This window comes from Ruegeria intermedia, from assembly GCF_900129345.1.
GTDB lineage: Bacteria > Pseudomonadota > Alphaproteobacteria > Rhodobacterales > Rhodobacteraceae > Ruegeria > Ruegeria intermedia.
On sequence record NZ_FQVK01000007.1, the window covers coordinates 17,934 to 38,277 of the forward strand.

The 20,344-nt window shown below is 64.8% G+C and carries 18 protein-coding genes; 12 read left to right on the plus strand and 6 right to left on the minus strand.

The window, feature by feature from the left end; all coding sequences use genetic code 11:
- Window positions 1-5 precede the first annotated feature (5 nt).
- The gene (gmd, locus tag F3H26_RS06775; RefSeq protein ID WP_149775297.1) at window positions 6-1,130 is read right to left on the minus strand and encodes a GDP-mannose 4,6-dehydratase; all 1,125 of its coding nucleotides are present in this window, start codon (window positions 1,128-1,130) and stop codon (window positions 6-8) included.
- Between the two features lie 162 nt (window positions 1,131-1,292).
- Here gmd and F3H26_RS06780 point away from each other — a divergent pair, with 162 nt between their 5' ends.
- On the plus strand, window positions 1,293-2,597 hold the full coding sequence (locus F3H26_RS06780) for a UDP-glucose dehydrogenase family protein (RefSeq protein ID WP_149775298.1): 1,305 nt from the start codon (window positions 1,293-1,295) through the stop codon (window positions 2,595-2,597).
- 10 nt (window positions 2,598-2,607) lie between these two features.
- Here the strand turns inward: F3H26_RS06780 and F3H26_RS06785 are convergent, their stop codons facing one another.
- A complete protein-coding gene (locus F3H26_RS06785; RefSeq protein ID WP_394349764.1) occupies window positions 2,608-3,690 on the minus strand; it encodes a helix-turn-helix domain-containing protein in 1,083 nt (360 codons plus the stop codon).
- Window positions 3,691-3,831: 141 nt separating this feature from the next.
- Between F3H26_RS06785 and F3H26_RS06790 the strand changes: the two genes are divergently transcribed.
- Window positions 3,832-4,848, plus strand: a complete 1,017-nt coding sequence (locus F3H26_RS06790; protein ID WP_149775299.1) for an Ldh family oxidoreductase — start codon at window positions 3,832-3,834, stop codon at window positions 4,846-4,848.
- A 40-nt stretch (window positions 4,849-4,888) separates the two neighbouring features.
- On the opposite strand, the gene F3H26_RS06795 is transcribed toward F3H26_RS06790, so the two are convergent.
- Both F3H26_RS06795 and F3H26_RS06800 read right to left on the minus strand, forming a co-directional pair.
- Window positions 4,889-5,947, minus strand: a complete 1,059-nt coding sequence (locus F3H26_RS06795) for an ABC transporter ATP-binding protein (RefSeq protein WP_149775300.1) — start codon at window positions 5,945-5,947, stop codon at window positions 4,889-4,891.
- On the minus strand, window positions 5,944-6,738 hold the full coding sequence (locus F3H26_RS06800; RefSeq protein WP_149775301.1) for an IclR family transcriptional regulator: 795 nt from the start codon (window positions 6,736-6,738) through the stop codon (window positions 5,944-5,946). The genes F3H26_RS06795 and F3H26_RS06800 overlap by 4 nt, the downstream gene beginning before the upstream one ends.
- A gap of 142 nt (window positions 6,739-6,880) precedes the next feature.
- Here F3H26_RS06800 and F3H26_RS06805 point away from each other — a divergent pair, with 142 nt between their 5' ends.
- From F3H26_RS06805 to F3H26_RS06850, 10 genes are all read left to right on the plus strand, one after another.
- Window positions 6,881-8,140: an ABC transporter substrate-binding protein gene (locus F3H26_RS06805; RefSeq protein WP_149775302.1), complete on the plus strand. Its 1,260-nt coding sequence runs from the start codon at window positions 6,881-6,883 to the stop codon at window positions 8,138-8,140.
- Window positions 8,141-8,231: 91 nt separating this feature from the next.
- On the plus strand, window positions 8,232-9,155 hold the full coding sequence (locus tag F3H26_RS06810; RefSeq protein WP_149775303.1) for a carbohydrate ABC transporter permease: 924 nt from the start codon (window positions 8,232-8,234) through the stop codon (window positions 9,153-9,155).
- 1 nt (window position 9,156) lies between these two features.
- Entirely contained in the window at window positions 9,157-10,005 is an 849-nt protein-coding gene (locus F3H26_RS06815; RefSeq protein ID WP_149775304.1) for a carbohydrate ABC transporter permease, read from the plus strand.
- A gap of 22 nt (window positions 10,006-10,027) precedes the next feature.
- Complete coding sequence (gene melA / locus F3H26_RS06820; protein ID WP_149775305.1) at window positions 10,028-11,368, plus strand: alpha-glucosidase/alpha-galactosidase; 1,341 nt, start codon at window positions 10,028-10,030, stop codon at window positions 11,366-11,368.
- Between the two features lie 12 nt (window positions 11,369-11,380).
- Window positions 11,381-13,090, plus strand: a complete 1,710-nt coding sequence (locus F3H26_RS06825; protein ID WP_149775306.1) for an IlvD/Edd family dehydratase — start codon at window positions 11,381-11,383, stop codon at window positions 13,088-13,090.
- Window positions 13,090-13,857: an SDR family NAD(P)-dependent oxidoreductase gene (locus F3H26_RS06830; protein ID WP_149775307.1), complete on the plus strand. Its 768-nt coding sequence runs from the start codon at window positions 13,090-13,092 to the stop codon at window positions 13,855-13,857. Before F3H26_RS06825 ends, F3H26_RS06830 begins: the two co-directional genes overlap by 1 nt.
- A gap of 4 nt (window positions 13,858-13,861) precedes the next feature.
- A complete protein-coding gene (locus tag F3H26_RS06835; RefSeq protein ID WP_149775308.1) occupies window positions 13,862-14,755 on the plus strand; it encodes a 2-dehydro-3-deoxygalactonokinase in 894 nt (297 codons plus the stop codon).
- Window positions 14,752-15,357 carry a 2-dehydro-3-deoxy-6-phosphogalactonate aldolase gene (locus tag F3H26_RS06840; RefSeq protein WP_149775309.1) on the plus strand — a complete coding sequence of 202 codons (606 nt, stop codon included), beginning with the start codon at window positions 14,752-14,754 and terminating at the stop codon, window positions 15,355-15,357. Before F3H26_RS06835 ends, F3H26_RS06840 begins: the two co-directional genes overlap by 4 nt.
- Complete coding sequence (locus F3H26_RS06845) at window positions 15,354-16,214, plus strand: SMP-30/gluconolactonase/LRE family protein (protein ID WP_149775310.1); 861 nt, start codon at window positions 15,354-15,356, stop codon at window positions 16,212-16,214. Before F3H26_RS06840 ends, F3H26_RS06845 begins: the two co-directional genes overlap by 4 nt.
- The gene (locus F3H26_RS06850; RefSeq protein WP_149775311.1) at window positions 16,211-18,130 is read left to right on the plus strand and encodes a beta-galactosidase; all 1,920 of its coding nucleotides are present in this window, start codon (window positions 16,211-16,213) and stop codon (window positions 18,128-18,130) included. The genes F3H26_RS06845 and F3H26_RS06850 overlap by 4 nt, the downstream gene beginning before the upstream one ends.
- Before the next feature lie 34 nt (window positions 18,131-18,164).
- Here F3H26_RS06850 and F3H26_RS06855 read toward each other — a convergent pair whose 3' ends face one another.
- Window positions 18,165-19,427, minus strand: a complete 1,263-nt coding sequence (locus F3H26_RS06855) for an ABC transporter permease subunit (RefSeq protein WP_149775312.1) — start codon at window positions 19,425-19,427, stop codon at window positions 18,165-18,167.
- Window positions 19,424-20,344, minus strand: a complete 921-nt coding sequence (locus F3H26_RS06860; protein ID WP_149775313.1) for an ABC transporter permease — start codon at window positions 20,342-20,344, stop codon at window positions 19,424-19,426. The genes F3H26_RS06855 and F3H26_RS06860 overlap by 4 nt, the downstream gene beginning before the upstream one ends.

Consider the following 20,344-nt stretch of genomic DNA (forward strand, 5'->3'; position numbering starts at 1 on the left):
CCCCCTCAGCCGTTTTCCAGGCTGACCGGCATCTCATAGCCATGCTCTTTCAACAGGGCGTGGCGTTTGGCCGTTCTCAGATCTTCCCGGACCATTTCGGCGCACATTTCCCGTGCCGTCAGCTCCGGCTCCCAGCCCAGTTTTTCCTTGGCCTTGGTCGGGTCGCCCAGCAGGGTGTCCACCTCGGCCGGGCGGAAATACTGCGGGTCGATGCGCATGATCACGTCGCCCGGATTCAGCGCCGGAGCATCCTCGCCTTCGATCGCCGTCACCGTCGCAATCTCGTCGACGCCACTTCCGGAAAACTCGACCGCGATCCCCAGCTCGGCCGCCGACCATTCGATGAACTCGCGTACCGAATACTGCTTGCCGGTGGCGATCACGAAATCCTCGGGCTGGTCCTGCTGCAGCATCATCCACTGCATGCGCACGTAGTCCTTGGCATGGCCCCAGTCGCGCAGACTGTCGATATTGCCCATGTACAAGCACTGTTCCAGCCCCTGGGCGATGTTGGCCAGCCCGCGGGTGATCTTGCGGGTCACGAAGGTTTCGCCCCGGCGTGGGCTTTCGTGATTGAACAGGATCCCGTTGCAGGCATACATCCCATAGGCCTCGCGGTAGTTCACCGTGATCCAGTAGGAATACAGCTTGGCCACGGCATAGGGCGACCGGGGGTGGAAGGGCGTGGTCTCGCGCTGCGGGATTTCCTGGACCAGACCGTACAGCTCGGAGGTCGAGGCCTGATAGAAGCGGGTCTTTTTTTCGAGCCCCAGAAAGCGGATCGCCTCGAGCAGGCGCAGGGTACCGATGGCATCGACATCGGCGGTGTATTCCGGCGCCTCGAAACTGACCGCCACATGCGATTGCGCACCCAGGTTGTAGACTTCGTCGGGTTGAACCTCCTGGATGATCCGGGTCAGGTTCGACGTGTCGGTCAGATCGCCGTAGTGCAGGCGCAGCTTTGGGTCCGGTTCGTGCGGGTCCTGATAGATGTGGTCGATCCGCTGCGTGTTGAACGATGAGGCCCGCCGCTTGATTCCGTGAACCTCATAGCCCTTGGCCAACAGAAACTCGGCCAGATAGGAGCCGTCCTGCCCGGTGATACCGGTAATCAATGCTGTTTTGGTCATGGATAAGGTCCACCAGTCTGAAACGATCCCTGTTTGCCACCCAAAAACAGCAAGACGGGAAGGAATGCAAGCCGAGGGCAAGTTCGCCCATTGAAACCCGCGGAAGTTTACCCGAATGTATGCGCGCCCGAGGCGACAGTTGGAAACAGGGAATTTTGAACAATGCGTATTGCGATGATCGGCACCGGTTACGTCGGCCTGGTGTCGGGGGTGTGTTTTTCGGATTTCGGCCATGACGTGATCTGCGTGGACAAGGCCGAAGACAAGATCCGGATGCTGCAGGCGGGTCAGGTTCCGATCTACGAGCCGGGGCTGGACGTTCTGATGGCCAAGAACGTGGCTGCCGGGCGGCTCGGCTTTACCACCGATCTGGCCCGGGCGGTCGACGGGGCCGATGCGGTGTTCATCGCCGTGGGCACGCCGACCCGCCGCGGAGACGGGCATGCCGACCTGACCTATGTGATGGCCGCCGCCGACGAGATCGCCCGCGCCCTGACCGGCTATACCGTGGTCGTCACCAAGTCGACCGTGCCCGTGGGTACCAACCGCAAGGTTCACGAGACCATTTCGACCGCCAACCCAGAGGCCGAATTCGACGTCGCCTCGAACCCCGAATTTCTGCGCGAAGGCGCGGCGATCGACGATTTCATGCGACCCGACCGGGTCGTGGTGGGCGTCGAGAGCGACCGTGCCGCCCAGGTGATGGCCGACATCTATCGCCCCTTGTACCTGCGCGATTTCCCGATCCTGACCACCGATCTGGAAAGCGCCGAGATGATCAAATACGCAGCCAATGCCTTTCTGGCGACCAAGATCACCTTCATCAACGAAATCGCCGGCCTGTGCGAGCGGGTCGGCGCCGACGTCAAGCAGGTGTCGCGGGGCATCGGTCTGGACGGGCGCATCGGCAACAAGTTCCTGCACGCCGGTCCCGGATATGGCGGGTCGTGCTTTCCCAAAGACACCGCCGCCCTGGCGCGGATCGGCCAGGATCACGCCTTTCCCATGCAGATCACCGAGACGGTCATGCGGGTGAATGACGAGGTCAAGAAACGCATGATCGAAAAGATCCGCGACGCCTGCGGAGACAGCTTCAACGGCAAGACCATCGCGGTGCTGGGCGTGACCTTCAAGCCCAACACGGATGACATGCGCGACGCACCTTCGCTGACCATCGTGCCGGCACTGATCGGCGGCGGCGCCCGGGTGCGCGTGGTCGATCCCCAAGGCCGGGCCGAGGGCGAGGCCCTGCTGCCGGGCGTGACATGGGAAGACGACCCCTATGCCGCCGTGCGCGATGCCGATGCGGTGGTGCTGCTGACCGAATGGAACGAGTTCCGCGCCCTGAACCTGTCGCAGATGGCCCAGGCCATGAAAACCCCGCGGATGGTCGATCTGCGCAACATCTACGGGCGCGAGATGGCGCTGAAATCGGGGTTCGACACCTATGTGGGCGTAGGCCGCTAGGCCCGCCGCATCACAGCGCCGCCGCCCAGACGCGGTACCGCCCCTGCCCGGTCACCTCGCGGATCAGCCCGCGGCTGGTGAATCTGTCGAGATTGCGCTGCACCGCCGCGCGCGAGGCCTGCGTCAGTTCCTCGGCCAAGGGCGCCGAGACCATGGGCCAGGCGGCCAGAACGTCGATCAGAACCGGCGGTGTCCGGCCGCTCAGATCATCGGTCGCGGCGCGGGCGCGCGACTCCCAGGCGATGACGCGATCCAGGTGCAGCAGGGCGGCCAGCGCCGCCTGCCCCGCACCGCGCACCCAGGCGCGCAGCTTGTCCTCGGGCGCGCCTGCGCCGCGCAACGCCCCCGGCCCCGACAGGGCCAGCGGCATGAACAGCGCCCCGCCGCGGCCCATCGTGGCCGCGTGGCGGGCGGCGATGACGGCGGCCTCGGTGTCCTGGCCCATCCCTTGCGACAGCGCGCGCCAGGCGTGGAAGGCGATGGCCGACTGGGTCACCGGGTGCAGATCGGCGGCAGAGTCCATCACCTCGGCCAGATCGGCCACGGCCTCGGGCACCTCGTCGATGCCCTGCGCCATCCGGTCCAGAAACGCGGCCAGCCCATGCTGCCAGCCCCCCTCGGACGGACCCGCACCCGAGGTCAGCCGCCGCACCGCCCAGCCCGCCCGGAACAGGGCCTGCACGTCGTCGCCGGTGGCGCCGATGCGCAGCCCGGTCCACAGCGCCAGCCGGTCGACGCTGATCCGGTCTCCGGTCCACCAACCCAGATCGGACACGTCCATCAGCGCCAGCCGATGCGTCCAGCCCGCCGGGCCCGTCCGCAACCGTTCATCCAGCGCGCCGAAGGTCAGGGTCAATTCGGCCAGGTCCCGCGCCACGGCGGCCTGCGCGGCGCGCCAGTCGCGCGGGTCGAACAACAGGCGCCGGTCCGCCCGGGGACCGGGCGGCAAAAGATCCTCGGCCGCCGGGTCGCTGTCGGGGGGCAGAAACCACAGGTCCTCGTCTTCGGGGGGATCGACATCATAGATGCTGCGCGGGCCGGCAAAGGCCTCGTCCTCGTCGGGGGAATGCGGTCCTGACATCATGACCAGCATTCTTCGGCGAATTTCGACGCTTCACAAGGGGGCCGGCGGCATTTCCGCCCCGCGGCGCCGGCGCCGGTGGTTATCGGGTTGAACAGGTCCGGGCTTCCCCGGTACCCCTTGGGCGTCCAAATCAGCCCAGGGGGAAGGAACATGAGCGAAACGGTACGGCTGACGCCCGAGGAAATGACCGATCTGAGCCTGAAGGTCCTGACCCATGTGGGCTATGGTCCCGATCACGCACAGGCGATCGCGCGGATGCTGACCACCTGCCAGATGGACGATTGCCAGTCGCACGGGCTGTTTCGCCTGTTCATGTGCGTCCAGACCATGCAGGCGGGCAAGATCGACGGCCATGCGCAGCCCCAGGTTGCCTCCTCGGGCACTGCCATCGTGCGCGTCGACGCGCAGGGCGGCATGTCGTTGCTGGCGTTCCAGACGGGCCTGCCGCGGCTGATCGAGAAGGCCCGCTCCCACGGGATCGCGGCCATGGCGATCAACCGCTGTTTTCATTTCTCGGCCCTCTGGCCCGAGGTCGAGGCCCTGTCGGCCAAGGGGCTTGCGGCCATGGCGATGGTGCCCAGCCATTCCTGGGTGGCCCCTGCGGGGGGCACGCGCGGCAGCCTGGGCACCAACCCGCTGGCCTTCAGCTGGCCCCGCATGGGCCAGGATCCGTTCACCTTCGATTTCGCCACCAGCGCCTTCGCCCGCGGCGAGATCGAGCTGTACAAGCGCGCGGGCAAACCCCTGCCCGAAGGCGTCGCGATCGACAAGGACGGCAACCCCACGACCGATCCGCAGGCGGCGCTGGACGGCGCGATGCTGACCTTCGGCGGCTACAAGGGCTCGGCCCTTTCGATCATGATCGAGCTTCTGGCCGGCCCGCTGATCGACGACCTGACCAGCCTCGAAAGTATGGAGTTCGCCCAAGGCACGGGCGGCGCGCCATACCATGGCGACATCATCATTGCCTTCGACCCCGACCAGTTCAGCGGCGGGCGCCGTCCGGCCAACGATGCGCGGGCCGAACGCCTGTTTGCCGATATTCTCGACCAAGGCGCGCGGCTGCCGTCGCAGCGCCGCTTTGCCGCCCGCGCGCGCAACACCGCCCGCGGATATGCCGAGATTCCAGCGCAACTGCACCGCGACCTGCTGGCCCTTCTGGACTGAGCGCCCTTATGGCAAGGCGGCACTGCCGGCCGAAGACGGCTCAGCGCAGCCGTTGGCCGCTTTCGGGATCGAACAGCATCGCGCGCTCGGGCCGGACCGAAATACCGATCCGCTCGCCCGCCTTGCTGCGCTGGTCGTCGCGCTCTTCGACGATCAGCTTGTCACCGTTCGGCGCCAGCAGATAGCTGTAGGACACGCCGCCAAGCGCCTCGGTCAGATCGACGGTACAGGTGTCGCCGGACCGATCGACGCCGATATGTTCCGGGCGGATCCCCAGGGTTACCTTCCTGGCATCGGAGGGCACGCCCTTGGTAACGGGAATCGTGTCCGTCAGGGCGGGATGGCGCACCGTTCCATCGACGACATCGCATTCCAGAAAGTTCATTGCGGGCGAGCCGATGAACACCGCCACGAACCGGTTGTCGGGGTCGCGATACAGATCCATCGGAGCGCCGACTTGCTCGATCCGACCATCGCGCAGCACCACGATCTTGTCGGCCATGGTCATCGCTTCGACCTGGTCGTGGGTGACGTAGATCATCGTGGCACCAATTTCCTGGTGCAGTCGGGCGATTTCGACCCGCATTTCCACGCGCAGTTCGGCATCGAGGTTAGACAGCGGCTCGTCGAACAGGAAAACTTCGGGGCCGCGCACGATGGCCCGGCCGATGGCGACCCGCTGACGCTGCCCCCCCGACAGCGCCTTGGGCTTGCGCTTGAGATACGGGTCCAGCTTGAGGATTTCCGACGCTTCGGCCACCTTCTTGTCGATTTCGGCCTTGGGTACACCGTTCATGCGCAGGCCAAAGCCCATGTTCTCGGCCACGGTCATGTGCGGATACAGGGCGTAGGTCTGGAACACCATCGCGACGCCGCGCTTGGCCGGGTCCATGTGGGTCACGTCACGCTGACCGATGCGGATTTCGCCTTCGGTGGTTTCCTCCAGCCCGGCGATCATCCGCAACAGGGTGGATTTGCCACAGCCCGACGGCCCGACGAAAACGCAGAACTCGCCATCCTCGATTTCCAGATCAATGCCGTGAATGACCTGGGTCTGGCCATACCGCTTGATTGCGCCCTTCAAGGTAACGCCTGTCATGATGCTTGCATCCTGTCCTTGCGGCCCTCGGGGAACCGCCATGCTTCGGCTTCGGCCCCGATCTGGTCGGCGGCATGCCGCACCCGAGGGACCCATTTCTTCAACTGATCGAAATCCATGCGCTGGGTCGATCCGGTGATCGAGATCGCCCCCAGCATCCGTCCGCCCGATGTCAGGATCGGGCAGGCCACGCAGATGATGCCGGGCTCGTGCTCTTCATCATCCATGGCAAACCCCCGTTCGCGGATCCGGGCCAGATCGGCCCGCAATTCGGCCTCGGAGGTCAGCGTCCTGTCGGTGAAGCGGTGAAAGCTCTGCTGCGAAATCGCCTTGTCCAGCCGGTCGTCATCCAGATAGGCCAGCATCGCCTTGCCCACGCCGGTGCAATAGGCCGGTCCGACCTTTCCGGCCTCGGAATACATCTCGACCGGGTTCTTGGCGTTGCGCTTGTCGACATAAAGAACCTGGCTGGAATCCAACTGCGCCAGGTGCACCGTCTCGCCGGTTTCCAGGCTGAGCGCATCCAGGATCGGCCGCGCGATCGGCGCGAGCGAGCTTTGCGTCCAGGCCGAATGCGCCAACCGAACCAGCCGCAAGCCGGGCGAATAGGTCTGCCGGTCGGGGTCGTAGGACAACATGCCCTGATTGGTCAGCGATTGCAGAAACCGGTACAGCGACGCCTTGGGAAAGCTGCTGCTTTCCAGCAGTTCGGCGAACCGCACGGGCCGGCCGAACGCCGCGACCTGTTCCAGCACGTCACATGCCTTGCCGATGGTTCCGTCACCTGCCACGGGTCTGAATTCTCCTCCTCATCCCCATGCGTGCGGGCCGCCGGGGTATTGACAAGCCTAGCCGATTCGATGTGTAGTTTTCAATATATAAAACTTGGTTTCACTATTTGAAACCGCTAGATGGAAGCTAAGGGAGGAAACCATGCATTCCATGTTCAAGCGCACGACGGCGGCACTGGCTGTCAGCGTGGCAATTGCAGCCCCGGCCGCGGCGGAACTGACCGGTGAGCTGCGCATTTTCCTGGACACGTCGAACCCGGCGCCGCGCGCGACGATGGAGGCGATGATCGGCCGGTTCGCCGAGAAACACCCCGGGCTCGAGATCGAGACCACCGTGATCGACCGCGAAGCGTACAAGACCCAGATCCGCAACTTTCTGACCGCCGACACGCCCGACGTGGCCACCTGGTACGCGGCCAACCGGATGCGCCCCTATGTCGAGGCGGGTCTGTTCGAGGACGTGTCGGACCTGTGGGCCGAGCCCGAGATCGCCGAAAACCTTGCCTCGACCAAGGGGGCGCTGACCATCGACGGCAAGCAGTGGGGCGTGCCCTACACCTACTATCAGTGGGGCGTCTACTATCGCAAAGACATCTTTGACGAGCTGGGCCTGAGCGAGCCGAAGACCTGGGACGAGGAAATCTCGAACTGTCAGAAGATCATCGATTCCGGTCGGGCCTGCTATACCATCGGCACCAAGTTCCTGTGGACCGCGGGCGGCTGGTTCGACTATCTGAACATGCGCACCAACGGGTTCGATTTCCACATGGACCTGGCCGCGGGCAAGGTCAGCTGGGAAGACGAGCGGGTCAAGCAGACCTTCGCCAACTGGAAACAGCTGATCGACATGGGCGCGTTCATCGACAACCACCAGACCTACAGCTGGCAAGAGGCCCTGCCCTTCATGGTTCAGGGTGACGCGGCGGCCTATCTGATGGGCAACTTCGCCGTGGCGCCGCTGCGCGAGGCGGGTCTGACCGATGACCAGCTGGACTTCTACCAGTTCGTCACCATCAACCCCGATGTCGAACTGGCCGAGGACGCGCCGACCGACACCTTCCACATCCCGGCCAACGCCTCGAACAAGGAAGCGGCGCGCGAGTTCCTGCGCTTCGTCGTTTCCGCCGAGGAGCAGACCATCATCAACAACGGCCAGAACCTTGGCCAGCTGCCGATCAACGCCAAGTCGTCGGTGGATGATGACAAGTTCCTGCAGGAAGGCTTCAAGATGCTGTCGACCAACAGCCCCGGCGGCGTCGCCCAGTTCTGGGACCGCGACGCACCGGCGGAAATGGCCAAGGTGTCGATGGAAGGCTTCCAGGAATTCATGGTCAAGCCCGACAACCTGGACAAGATCCTGGCCAAGCTGGAACGCGCGCGTCAGCGCATCTATGACAACTGATCGGGTGGTGGCCGGGGTTGCCCCGGCCACGCCTCAGCCAATCGCAGGACGGGTCTGACCCCGTCCTGCCCTCTCCAAACCGGGATTGACCATGACCGCCGTCGACGTCACCGAACACGAAAGCTGGTTCCACAGAAATCAGCAACGTATCGCACCCTGGCTGTTTCTGGCTCCGGGCGTGCTGTTCTTCATGGTCTACGTGATCATCCCCGTGTTCCAGTCCTTCAACCTGTCGCTTTACGAATGGGACGGGCTGGGCGCCGCCGAATATGTCGGCATGCGCAACTATGAAGACCTGTATTGGGAATGGGTCGACCGCGACGCCTTCTATGTCTCGCTGAAGAACAACCTGATCTGGCTGGTGATGTACCTGCTGGCCATCCCGGCGGGCCTGTTCATCGCGCTGTTCCTCAACCAGACGGTCTGGGGCATCCGGCTGTACAAGTCGCTGTTCTTCTTTCCCTTCGTCATCAGCCAGGTCGTGGTCGGGCTGGTCTTCACCTGGTTCTACGACCCCACTTTCGGGCTGCTCAACGAATTCCTCAGCTGGTTCGGGCTGGGCCCGGTGAACATCCTGGGGGATGAACGCTTCGTCACCTACGGCATCATTTTCGCGGGCCTCTGGCCGCAGACCGCCTATTGCATGATCCTGTATCTGACCGGCCTGAACGCCGTGGACCCCGAACAGATCGAGGCCGGCCGGCTGGACGGCGCCAAGGGCGGGCGGATGCTGTGGCATATCATCCTGCCGCAACTGCGCCCGGCAACCTTCATCGCCTTCGTTGTGACCATCATCGGCGCGCTGCGCTCGTTCGACCTGATCTCGATCATGACGCAGGGCGGGCCGTTCGGATCCTCGCGCGTACTGGCCTATTACATGTTCGAGGTCGCCCTGTCGGAATACGGGTTCCGCATGGGATATGGCGCGGCCATCGCCGTGATCCTGTTCCTGATCATGCTGTGCTTCATCGCCTACTTCCTGTGGTCGATGTACCGCGAAGAAAAGGGGCACTGAGATGTTTCCCAAACCGATCGAAAAACAACCCCGCGCGGTGCAGATTTCCTATCAGGCGCTGCTGCCGGTCGCCCTTCTGCTGTGGCTCGGCCCGCTGCTGGCGGTCGCCCTGTTCTCGATCAAGCCCGAGGCGGATTTCACCAACGCCAACTACTGGGGCCTGCCCTCCAGCTTTGAAGGGGCGAAGAACTACGGTCAGGTGTTCTTCAACTCGGATATGCCGCGCTATCTGCTGAACTCGTTCCTGATCACGGTGCCCACGGTGATCGGCGCCGTGGCGCTCAGCTGCATGACCGGATTTGCGCTGGGGATCTACAAGTTCAAGTCGAACCTGTGGATCTTCTTCATGTTCGTGGCCGGCAACTTCGTGCCCTTCCAGATCCTGATGGTGCCGGTGCGCGACCTGACGCTGGACTTGGGGCTCTACAACACGAAAACCGGGCTGGTGCTGTTCCACATCGCGTTCCAGACCGGGTTCTGCACCCTGTTCATGCGCAACTTCATCCGCGCCCTGCCCTTTGAGTTGATCGAGGCCGCGCGGGTCGAGGGCATCAGCGAATGGCGCATCTTCTGGTACGTCGTCCTGCCGCTGATGAAGCCCGCGATCGCCGCGCTCAGCGTGCTGATCTTCACCTTCATCTGGAACGACTATTTCTGGGCCGTCGTGCTGACCCAAGGGGCCGAGAGCCAACCCGTCACCGCCGGCATCACCAGCTTCAACGCGCAGTTCCGCGCCGCCTATCACTTGATGAGTGCCGGCTCGATCGTCGCGGCCCTGCCGCCGGTGGCCATGTTCTTTCTGATGCAGAAACACTTCATCGCGGGTCTGACCCTCGGTGCCGTAAAATAACGCCTAGTCAAGGTTTACAGTTATGACCAAGATCACCTTCATCGGTGCAGGTTCCACGATTTTCATGCAGAACATCGTGGGCGATGCCCTGCTGACCCCGTCGCTGGCCGACAGCCATTTTGCCCTGATGGACATCGACCCCGAGCGTCTGGCCGAGAGCGAAACCGTCGCGCGCGCCATGATCCGCTCGGTCGGGACCGGCGCGACCGTGTCCACCCATACCGACCGCCGCGCGGCGCTTGACGGGGCCGATTTCGTTATCACCGCCTTCCAGATCGGAGGCTACGAACCCTGCACCGTCACCGATTTCGAGATCCCCAAGCAATATGGCCTGCGCCAGACCATCGCCGACACGCTGGGCGTGGGCGGCATCATGCGCGGCCTGCGCACCGTGCCCGTCCTGTGGGATGTGGCCCGCGACATGGCGCAGCTGTGCCCGGATGCCACGCTGCTGCAATACGTCAACCCGATGGCCATCAACACCTGGGCGCTGGCCGAACGGTTCCCGGCACTGAAACATGTGGGTCTGTGCCACTCGGTCCAGAACACGGTCGAGGAGCTGGCCCATGACCTGGACCTGCCCAAGGATGAAATCCGCTATCGCGTCGCGGGCGTGAACCATGTGGCGTTTTTCCTGCGGCTGGAACATCAGGGCCGCGACCTGTATCCGGCGCTGCGCCGTGGCTATCACGCGGGCCAGTTGCCCAAGGCGCCGCTGCTGATGCCGCGCTGCCCGAACAAGGTGCGGTACGAGGTGATGGATCACTTGGGCTATTTCTGCACCGAAAGCTCGGAACACCTGGCCGAGTACGTCCCGTGGTTCATCAAGGACGGGCGTCAGGACCTGATCGACCAGTTCCAGATCCCGCTGGACGAATACCCCACCCGCTGCGAAGAGCAGGTTGCGAACTGGAAGGAACAGGCCAAGACCCTGACCGACGGGCGCGACATCGAAGTGATCCGCAGCCACGAATTTGCCGCCGACCTGATGAACGCCATCGTCACCGACACGCCCTATGTCGCCTATGGCAACCTGCCCAATACCGGGCAGATCCCGCAGCTGCCTCTGGGCGCGGCGGTCGAAACGCCCTGTCTGGTCGACAGCAACGGCGTGCAGCCCTCGGTCGTGACCGATATCCCGCCGCAGCTGGTCGCCCTGATGCGTACCCAGATCAACGTGCAGGAACTGACCGTGCGCGCCCTGGTCGAGGAAAACCCCGAACACATCTATCACGCCGCCATGATGGACCCGCACACCGCCGCCGAACTGGACCTGCGCCAGATCCGCAATCTGGTGACGGATCTTCTGACCGCCCACGCCGACTGGCTGCCCGACTGGTGCCAGCCCGCCAAAGCCGCTTGAAAGGGCCCGCAAATGACCAGGAAACGCCGCTCACAGCATTGGTATGGCAAGCTCGACAAGGACGGGTTCATTCATCGGTCATGGATGAAGAACCAGGGCTTTCCCGATCACGTCTTTGACGGGCGCCCGATCATCGGCATCTGCAACACATGGTCCGAGCTGACGCCCTGCAATTCAGGTCTGCGCGACCTGGCCGAAGGCGTCAAGCGCGGCGTGTGGGAGGCGGGCGGCTTTCCCGTCGAATTCCCCGTGATGTCGCTGGGCGAAACCCAGATGAAGCCCACCGCCATGCTGTTCCGCAACCTGCTGGCCATGGATGTCGAGGAATCCATCCGCGCCTATGGCATCGACGGCGTGGTGCTGCTGGGTGGTTGCGACAAGACCACGCCGGGCCAACTGATGGGCGCGGCCTCGGTCGATCTACCCACCATCGTGGTCAGTTCCGGGCCGATGCTGAACGGCAAGTATCGCGGCAAGGATATCGGCTCGGGCACCGATGTCTGGAAGTTCTCGGAAGCCGTGCGCGCCGGCGAGATGACCTTGCAGGATTTCATGAACGCCGAATCCGGCATGAGCCGGTCCAAGGGCGTGTGCATGACCATGGGCACGGCCTCGACCATGGCCTCGCTGGTCGAGGCGATGGGCATGAGCCTGCCCACCAACGCCGCCCTGCCCGCAGTCGATGCCCGCCGCATGGCGCTGGCGCACATGACCGGCAAACGCATCGTCGAGATGGTGGACGAAGACCTCAAGCCGTCGGACATCCTGACCAAGGCGGCGTTTGAGAACGCCATCCTGGCCAATGCCGCGGTGGGCGGGTCCACCAACGCCGTGGTACACCTGCTGGCGCTGGCCGGCCGGGTGGGCGTCGACCTGACCCTGCAGGATTTCGAGATCGGATCGGACATTCCGCTGCTGGTCAACTGCATGCCCTCGGGCAAATACCTGATGGAGGATTTCTGCTATGCCGGCGGGATGCCGGTGGTCCTGTCCGAGCTGAAATCGCATCTGCGCCCGGCCCGCACCGTTCTGAACAAGGACATCTCGGCCCACTATGAAGGCGCGGAATGCTTCAACCGCGACGTGATCCACGCCTTTGACGATCCGGTGAAACCGGCCGCCGGGCTGCGCGTTCTGCGCGGCAACCTGGCGCCGAACGGGGCGATCGTGAAACCCTCGGCCGCCACCGACAGCCTGCTGGAAACGGAAGGTGAGGCCTTTGTCTTCGACAGCATCGAGGACCTGAAGGCCAATATCGACCGAGACGACCTGCCGGTGACGCCCGAGACCATTCTGGTGCTCAAGGGCTGCGGTCCAAAGGGCTATCCGGGCATGCCCGAGGTCGGCAACATGCCGATCCCCGCCAAGCTGGTGAAACAGGGCGTACGTGACATGATCCGCATTTCCGACGCCCGCATGTCTGGCACCGCTTTCGGCACAGTGATCCTGCATGTCAGCCCCGAGGCGCAGGCGGGCGGCCCATTGGCGCTGGTGAAAACCGGCGACAGCATCCGCGTGTCCGCCAGCAAGGGCGAGCTGGAACTGCTGGTCGACGAACAGGAGCTGGCGGCCCGACGCGCGGCCTGGCGGCCCGACGACCCGCATTACACCCGCGGCTATGCCAAGCTGTACATCGACCATGTCCTGCAGGCCGATCGGGGTGCCGACCTTGATTTCCTGGTGGGCAAGGACACCCGCCTTGTGACCCGAGAGAGCCATTGATGACCCAGCCAGCAACCTTCCATGACCTGAACGGCGCGTCCGTCTTCATCACCGGCGGCGGGTCGGGCGTGGGCGCGGCCCTGACCGACGGATTCCTGGCCCAGGGCGCAAAGGTCGCCTTCATCGGCCGGTCCGACGCCAGCGCATTCGTCAAAGAGATGCGCGCCAAGCACGGCCGCGCGCCCTTGTTCCTGCAGGGCGACATGACCGACACCGCGCTGCTGCACGAAACCATGACCAAGGCCGCCGAGGCCCACGGTCCGCTGAACGTGCTTGTCAACAACGCGGCGAACGACAAGCGCCACAACCTCGAGGAAACCACGCCCGAGTTCTGGGACTGGATGATCGCGGTCAACCTCAAGGCCTATTACTTTGCCTGCCAGCAGGCCGCGCGCCAGATGGCCGAAACCGGCGGGTCGATCATCAACTTCAGCTCGATCAGCTACATGATGGGCAATGCGGGCTATCCGATCTATACGACGGCCAACGCCGGAATCACCGGCATGACCCGCTCGCTCGCGCGCGAGCTGGGGCCGAAGAACATCCGCGTCAACGCGCTGGCGCCCGGCTGGGTGCTGACGCAGAAACAACTGGACATGTGGGCCACGCCCGAGGATCTGGCCGCGCATATGGATCGACAGTGCCTGAAGGAACATCTGAGCCCGGACGACATGATCGCGCCGACGCTGTTCCTGGCATCGACTGCCAGCCGCGCCATGACCGGGCAATGCATGGTCGTCGATGGCGGCGTGGTCACAACGGGGTGAGGACATGAACACCGAGTGGATCGCAGTAGACTGGGGCACCTCGCATCTGCGCGCCTGGGCGATGCAGGGCGACACGGTGCTGGACCACGCCCAGTGCGACCGGGGCATGGCGACGCTGCGCCGGGATCAGTTCCAGGACGCGCTGCTGACGTTGGTCCAGGGCTGGCTGGGCGCGGCGCCCGTCGACGTGATCGCCTGCGGCATGGTCGGTGCCCGGCAAGGCTGGGTCGAGGCGCCCTATGTGGCGGTGCCGGCCAAACCGATCTCGACCGTTCCGGTGCGCGTGCCCGGCACCGATCCACGCATCCGCGCCTTCGTGGTGCCGGGCCTCAAACAGGACGACCCCGCCGACGTGATGCGCGGCGAGGAAACCCAGATCGCCGGCTACCTGTCCACGCGCCCGCATTGGGATGGCGTGATCTGCCTGCCCGGCACCCACACCAAATGGGTGCAGGTCAGCGCCGGCGAGGTCGTCAGCTTCCGCACCTTCATGACCGGCGAGCTGTTCGATCTGCTGGGCCAGCACTCGGTGTTGAAACACTCGGTCGGCGAGGGCTGGGACGACGACGCCTTTGCCACGGCCGTGGCGGACACGCTGTCCAAGCCCGAGCAACTGGCCGGGCGGCTGTTCGGGCTGCGCGCCGCCGACCTGCTGCAAGGCCAGGATCCGGCCACCGCGCGCGCCCGCCTGTCCGGTGCCCTGATCGGCGCCGAACTGGCCGCCACCCGCCCCTATTGGCTGGGCCAGCAACTGGCCATCATCGGGGCCGAGGCCCTGTCGAACATCTATGCCACCGCGCTGCAGCAACAGGGCGCGTTCGTCGAAACCGCCGACGCGACCCAGGCCACGCTGGCCGGTCTGCTGCTGGCCCGCACCCTCACGAGGCAAACCGCATGAGCCGCCCCATCATCGCCATTCTGCGCGGGCTTGACCCGGCGCAGGCCGAGGCCGTCGGCCAGGCCATTCTGGATGCCGGCATCGACCGGATCGAGGTGCCTCTGAACTCGCCCGACCCGCTGGACAGCATCGGCCGTCTGGCCCGTTCGATCGGCGACCGCGCGCTGGTCGGCGCCGGAACCGTCCTGACCGTGGACGAGGTCGAACAGGTGGCCGCCGTGGGCGGCAAGCTGATCGTGTCGCCCAATTGCGATGCCGAGGTGATCGCGCGCACGGTGGATCTGGGGCTGCAAAGCTGGCCCGGGGTCTATACCCCGACCGAGGCCTTCGTCGCCCTGCGCGCCGGGGCCACCGGGTTGAAACTGTTTCCCGGGGTGATGGCCGGACCAATAGGGCTGGCGGCGATGCGCCCAATTCTGCCCAAGGGCACGCAGGTCTATGCCGTGGGCGGCGCGGGGCCCGAGAATTTTGGCGACTGGCTCAAGGCCGGGGCCGACGGGTTCGGCATCGGCTCGGCCCTGTTCAAACCCGGCATGTCCGCGGACCAGATCGCCGAGAACGCCCGCCGGATCGTCGCCGCCTATGACGAGGCCACGCGATGAGTCAGGTCTTTGACGACCGCCCGTGCGAACTGGGCGAAGGCCCGTTGTGGCATCCAGAACGGCAACAGCTGTTCTGGTTCGACATCGTCAACAAGCGCCTGATGACCCGCGACGCAAATGGCCCTCAAAGCTGGGATTTTGCCGAGCACGTCTCGGCTGCGGGCTGGATCGACCGCGACACGCTGCTGATCGCGTCGGAAACCGGGTTGTGGCGGTTCGGGCTTGAGAACGGTCACAAGGACCGCATCGTCGCGCTTGAGGCAGACAACCCGCTGACCCGCTCGAATGACGGGCGGGCTGATCCGTGGGGCGGGTTCTGGATCGGCACCATGGGCAAGCGCGCGGAACCGGGCGCGGGGGCGATCTATCGTTTTTGGCGGGGTGAGCTGCGGCAGCTGGTGCCGGATGTGACCATCTCGAACGCGATCTGTTTCGCGCCCGACCGGTCCTGCGCCTATTTCTGCGACACGGCCACCGGGCTGGTGCGGCGCTGGGCACTGAACCCGCAAACCGGCTGGCCCGAGGGCGACAGCGCGGTGTTCCTGGACCTGCGCGCCGAAGGTTTGAACCCCGATGGCGCAGTCGTCGATGCCGCGGGCAACCTATGGCTCGCGCAATGGGGCGCGGCGCGGGTTGCGGCCTATGACGCCGGCGGAACCTTCTTGTGCGCGGTGCCTTTCGCGGCGGCCCATACCTCGTGCCCCGCTTTCGGCGGGCCGGATCTGACGACGCTGTTCTGTACCTCGGCCCGTGAAGGGCTGGATGCGGACACCATCGCGTCGCACCCCACCAACGGAATGACCTTTGCCGCCGAAAGCGCGGACCAAGGTCAGGCGGAACACAGAGTCATCCTATGACCCCCGAACTTGGCGTTTGCTATTACCCCGAACATTGGCCCCAGTCGATGTGGGCCGAAGATGCCGCGCACATGGTCGAGGCCGGCCTGCGCTGGGTCCGGGTCGGCGAATTCAGTTGGAGCCGGATGGAGCCGGAACCGGGCCGACTGACATTCGACTGGCTGGATCAGGCCATCGAAACCCTTGGTGCGGCCGGGCTGAAAGTGGTGCTGGGCACCCCAACCGCCACGCCGCCGCGCTGGATGCTGGACCGGCACCCGGACATGTTGGCGGTGGACGAAAACGGGCAGCCGCGCAAGTTTGGCTCGCGCCGGCACTACTGTTTCAGCCATCCCGGATACATCGACGAGTGCGTCCGCATCGCCCGGATCATGGGCGAACGCTATGGCCGCAACCCGCATGTCGCCGCCTGGCAGATCGACAATGAATATGGCTGCCACGACACCACCGTCAGCTACAGCGCGCCCGCGCGGCAGGCCTTCCGCCGTTGGCTGGCCGAACGCTATGGCTCGGTCGAGGCGCTGAACGCCGCCTGGGGCAACGTGTTCTGGTCAATGGAATACGGCGATTTCGATCAGATCGACCTGCCCAACCTGACCGTGACCGAACCCAACCCCGCGCATGTGCTGGCCTTCCGCCGGTTCAGCTCGGATCAGGTGGTGGCCTTCAACCGGGCGCAGGTTCAGGCGCTGCGGCCCCTGACCGATGCGCCGCTGCTGCACAACTACATGGGCCGGATCCTGGATTTCGACCATTTCGAGGTGGGCGCCGATCTGGATATCGCCACCTGGGACAGCTACCCGATCGGGTTCCTGTCCGACCGGCTCGAGGCCGACGCGGCGCACAAGGCAGCCTTTCTGCAACAGGGCGACCCGGACATGCAGGCCTTTCACCACGATCTGTACCGCGCCGTTGGACGCGGCCGCTGGTGGGTGATGGAACAGCAGCCCGGACCGGTGAACTGGGCGCCCTACAACCCGGCCCCCCTGCCGGGCATGGTGCGGCTTTGGTCGCTCGAGGCCGTGGCCCACGGGGCCGAGGTGGTCAGCTATTTCCGCTGGCGGCAGGCGCCTTTTGCGCAGGAACAGATGCACGCGGGCTTGCTGACACCGAACAACCAACCCGCCCCCGGTCTGGCCGAGGCGCGGCAGACGGCCGAAGATCTGGCCGCGCTGGGACCGCTCGAACCGGTGCAGGCGCGGGTGGCCATCCTGTTCGACTATCCGTCGGACTGGGCCTGGGCCACCCAACCGCAGGGCGCGGGGTTCAACTATTTCCGGCTGGTGTTTTCCGCCTATCGCGCCCTGCGCCGCGCCGGACTGTCGGTCGACGTCGTGCCGGCCTCGGGCCTGGACGACGCCGACTATGATCTGATCCTCGCCCCCGGTCTGGCCACGCTGGACGACGCGCTGGCCGACCGCCTGCGGGCGGCGGCCAAACTGACGGTTCTGGGCCCGCGCACCGGGGCTATCACGGCTGATTTCCAGATCCCGGCCCAAGGCCGCCCTGGGCTGCAGGCGCTGAACTGCGACGTGGCGCTGGTGGAATCCCTGCCGCCCGAAATCACCCGCCCGGTTCAGGGCGGCGGAGCGGCGCGACACTGGGTCGAGCGGCTGACCGGCGACGCGCCCGATCTGTTGACCTTCGAGGGCGGAACTTCGGCGCTCAAGGGCACTGACCAGCTTTGGTATCTGGCCGGGTTCCCGGACGAAGACCTGTGGGACCGGATCGTTGAAATGGCCGCGCAGAAAGTCGGGCTGACCCTGCATCCGATGCCGCCCGGCCTGCGGCGGCGCGAGACCGCGACCCATGACGTCCTGATCAACTACAACGCGCATTCCGTCGAGTGGAACGGGCACAGCATCGCAGCCTGCGACGTGGCCATCACGAGACGCAATCCGCCCGGCCGGGGCTGACCCCGGGGCCGGGCGGAATCCCTGACCGACGCGCCTATTGGTCGCCGCTCAGGCTGTTGGGATCGAACACGTTCCCAAAGCCGCCATTGCCCTTGGGCGGCTCTTCAGCTTCGGGTTCGGCGTCCGTGCCACCACCCAGAGCGCCGGGCGCGAACACACCGCCAAAGCCGCTGTTGTTCGAGGGTTTGGGCGCCGATTGCGTGGCTCCGCCCTGCTCGGCCTCCTGGGCTTCGCGCTGCTTGCGCTGTTCCTCGCGCTGCTTGCGCAGCTCCTGGATCCGGCGCTCGGCCTCGAGGCGTTTCTGCTCTTTCACGTTGGCGATGCACTGGTCGGGGCTGTAGACCGTCGCCGTGCCCACCACCGTGATCGTCGCCACCGCGAAGACCACCAGCAGCACCGCCGCCATGTTTCCGGCAAAGAAGCCGGGCAAGCGGATCTTGCCGCCCAGGTCCTGCACCGTCGCGTTGCGGCGCGCGGCGGCGACCAGCTCCTGCCGGCGCAGCTTGGCCTCGTTCAGCAGGGCAAAGAACACCGTCAGCGCCACGATGATGAAGGCCAGCGCCGAGATCGCGGGCGTGATGCCGTACCGCACCTTCTGCGCCAGTTCGATGGTCAGCGTCGGATACTCACCGAAGGTGAAGGTGGTGGTGTTGTAGTTCTCGAACGAGGCCAGAAACGCCAGCACCGCCGCCGACGCGATCGCCGGGCGCATGAACGGCAGCAGGATCTTGCGAAACGCCTGCGCATGGGTCGCGCCCAGGTCCAGCGCGGCCTCGGTCAGCGCCGTGTCATAGCGCTGCAACCGCGCCACCAGCACCAGCATGCAGTAGCTGGCGATGAAGGTCGACTGCCCGATCACCGTCAGGAACACCCCGTTCGACAGGACGCTGTCGGCGCCCAGCCCCAGCATCCGGTTGATCCGGTCCCAGAACACCAGGGTCGAGATGCCCAGCACCACGCCCGGGATCAGGATCGGCGCGATGATGATCGTATAATAGGTGGCGCGCAGTTTGGGCCAGATCTGGGTCAGCATCAGCGCGCCGGCCAGCCCCATCGCCACCGACAGAACCACCGTGCCCATGCCGATGATCAACGAGTTCTTGATCCCGTTCAGGATGCGCTGATCGTGGAACAGCTCGGTGAACCACTGGAAGGTCAGGCATTCCCACGGGCTGATCCGCGGAAAGCTGGACGAGTTGAAGGCGGTGATCGACATGATCACCAGCGGACCCAGCAGATAGGCGAAGAAGATCGCCAGATAGACCCAGATGCTTATGCGGAGGAAGGAAGAGTTCATTTCCCGATATCCCCCATGTTCACCTTGAACAGGCGCATCATCGCCAGAACGAACAGGATGCAGGTCACCAGCAGAACCACCGCATAGGCCGCGCCCTGAGGCCAGTCATTGTTGTCGTTGAACTGCTGATAGATCAGCTGTGTGAACCACAGGCTGGACGGCCCGCCCAGGATCTGCGGCGCGGCCAGCGCACCGGCCGACAGCATGAACACCATGGTACAGCCGGAACTGATGCCAGGCTTGGCATAGGGGATGACCACCCTCCAGTGGATCCGCCACCACGGAGCGCCCAAGTCGCGCGCCGCCTCGATCTGGTTCCGGTCGAGGCTTTCGATCACGTTGTAGATCGGAAAGATCATCAGCAGGATGTAGGCATAGCCCAGACCGGCATAGAGCGCGATGTCGTTGCGGATGAAATCGAAGGGCGTATCCCAGATGCCCAGGCCCGTGAACAGCGTGTTCAGAACGCCGGTTTCGCCGAAGATGATGCGCAGCGCAAAGGCCCGCAGTATCTCGTTGATCCAATAGGGGATGATCAGCATGATCGCGAAGATGCGGATGTGGCTGCCCTTGGACTGGCCCAGGTAATAGGCGATCGGATAGCAGAGGATCAGGTTGAAGATCGTCACGCAGACCGCCGCCACCAGTGTGCGGAAGAACACCCGCAGGTCGACGGTGTTGTAGTCCTGACTGCCGCCCTCGGGGCCGTAGATCAGGTATTTGTAGTTCTCCAGCGTGTACACGTCCTTGGGGCCGCCGATTTCCGGGGGCGGCAGGTTGGGACGGAACGAGAAGTCCAGCATCGACAGCTGCGGCAGGATGATCAGGCCGATCGTCCAGAACAGGACCAGACCCAGGATCGTCAGCCCCATGCCGGTGCCGTTGCGGTTGAAAAATTCCTTCAGAAAGGAGGGCAT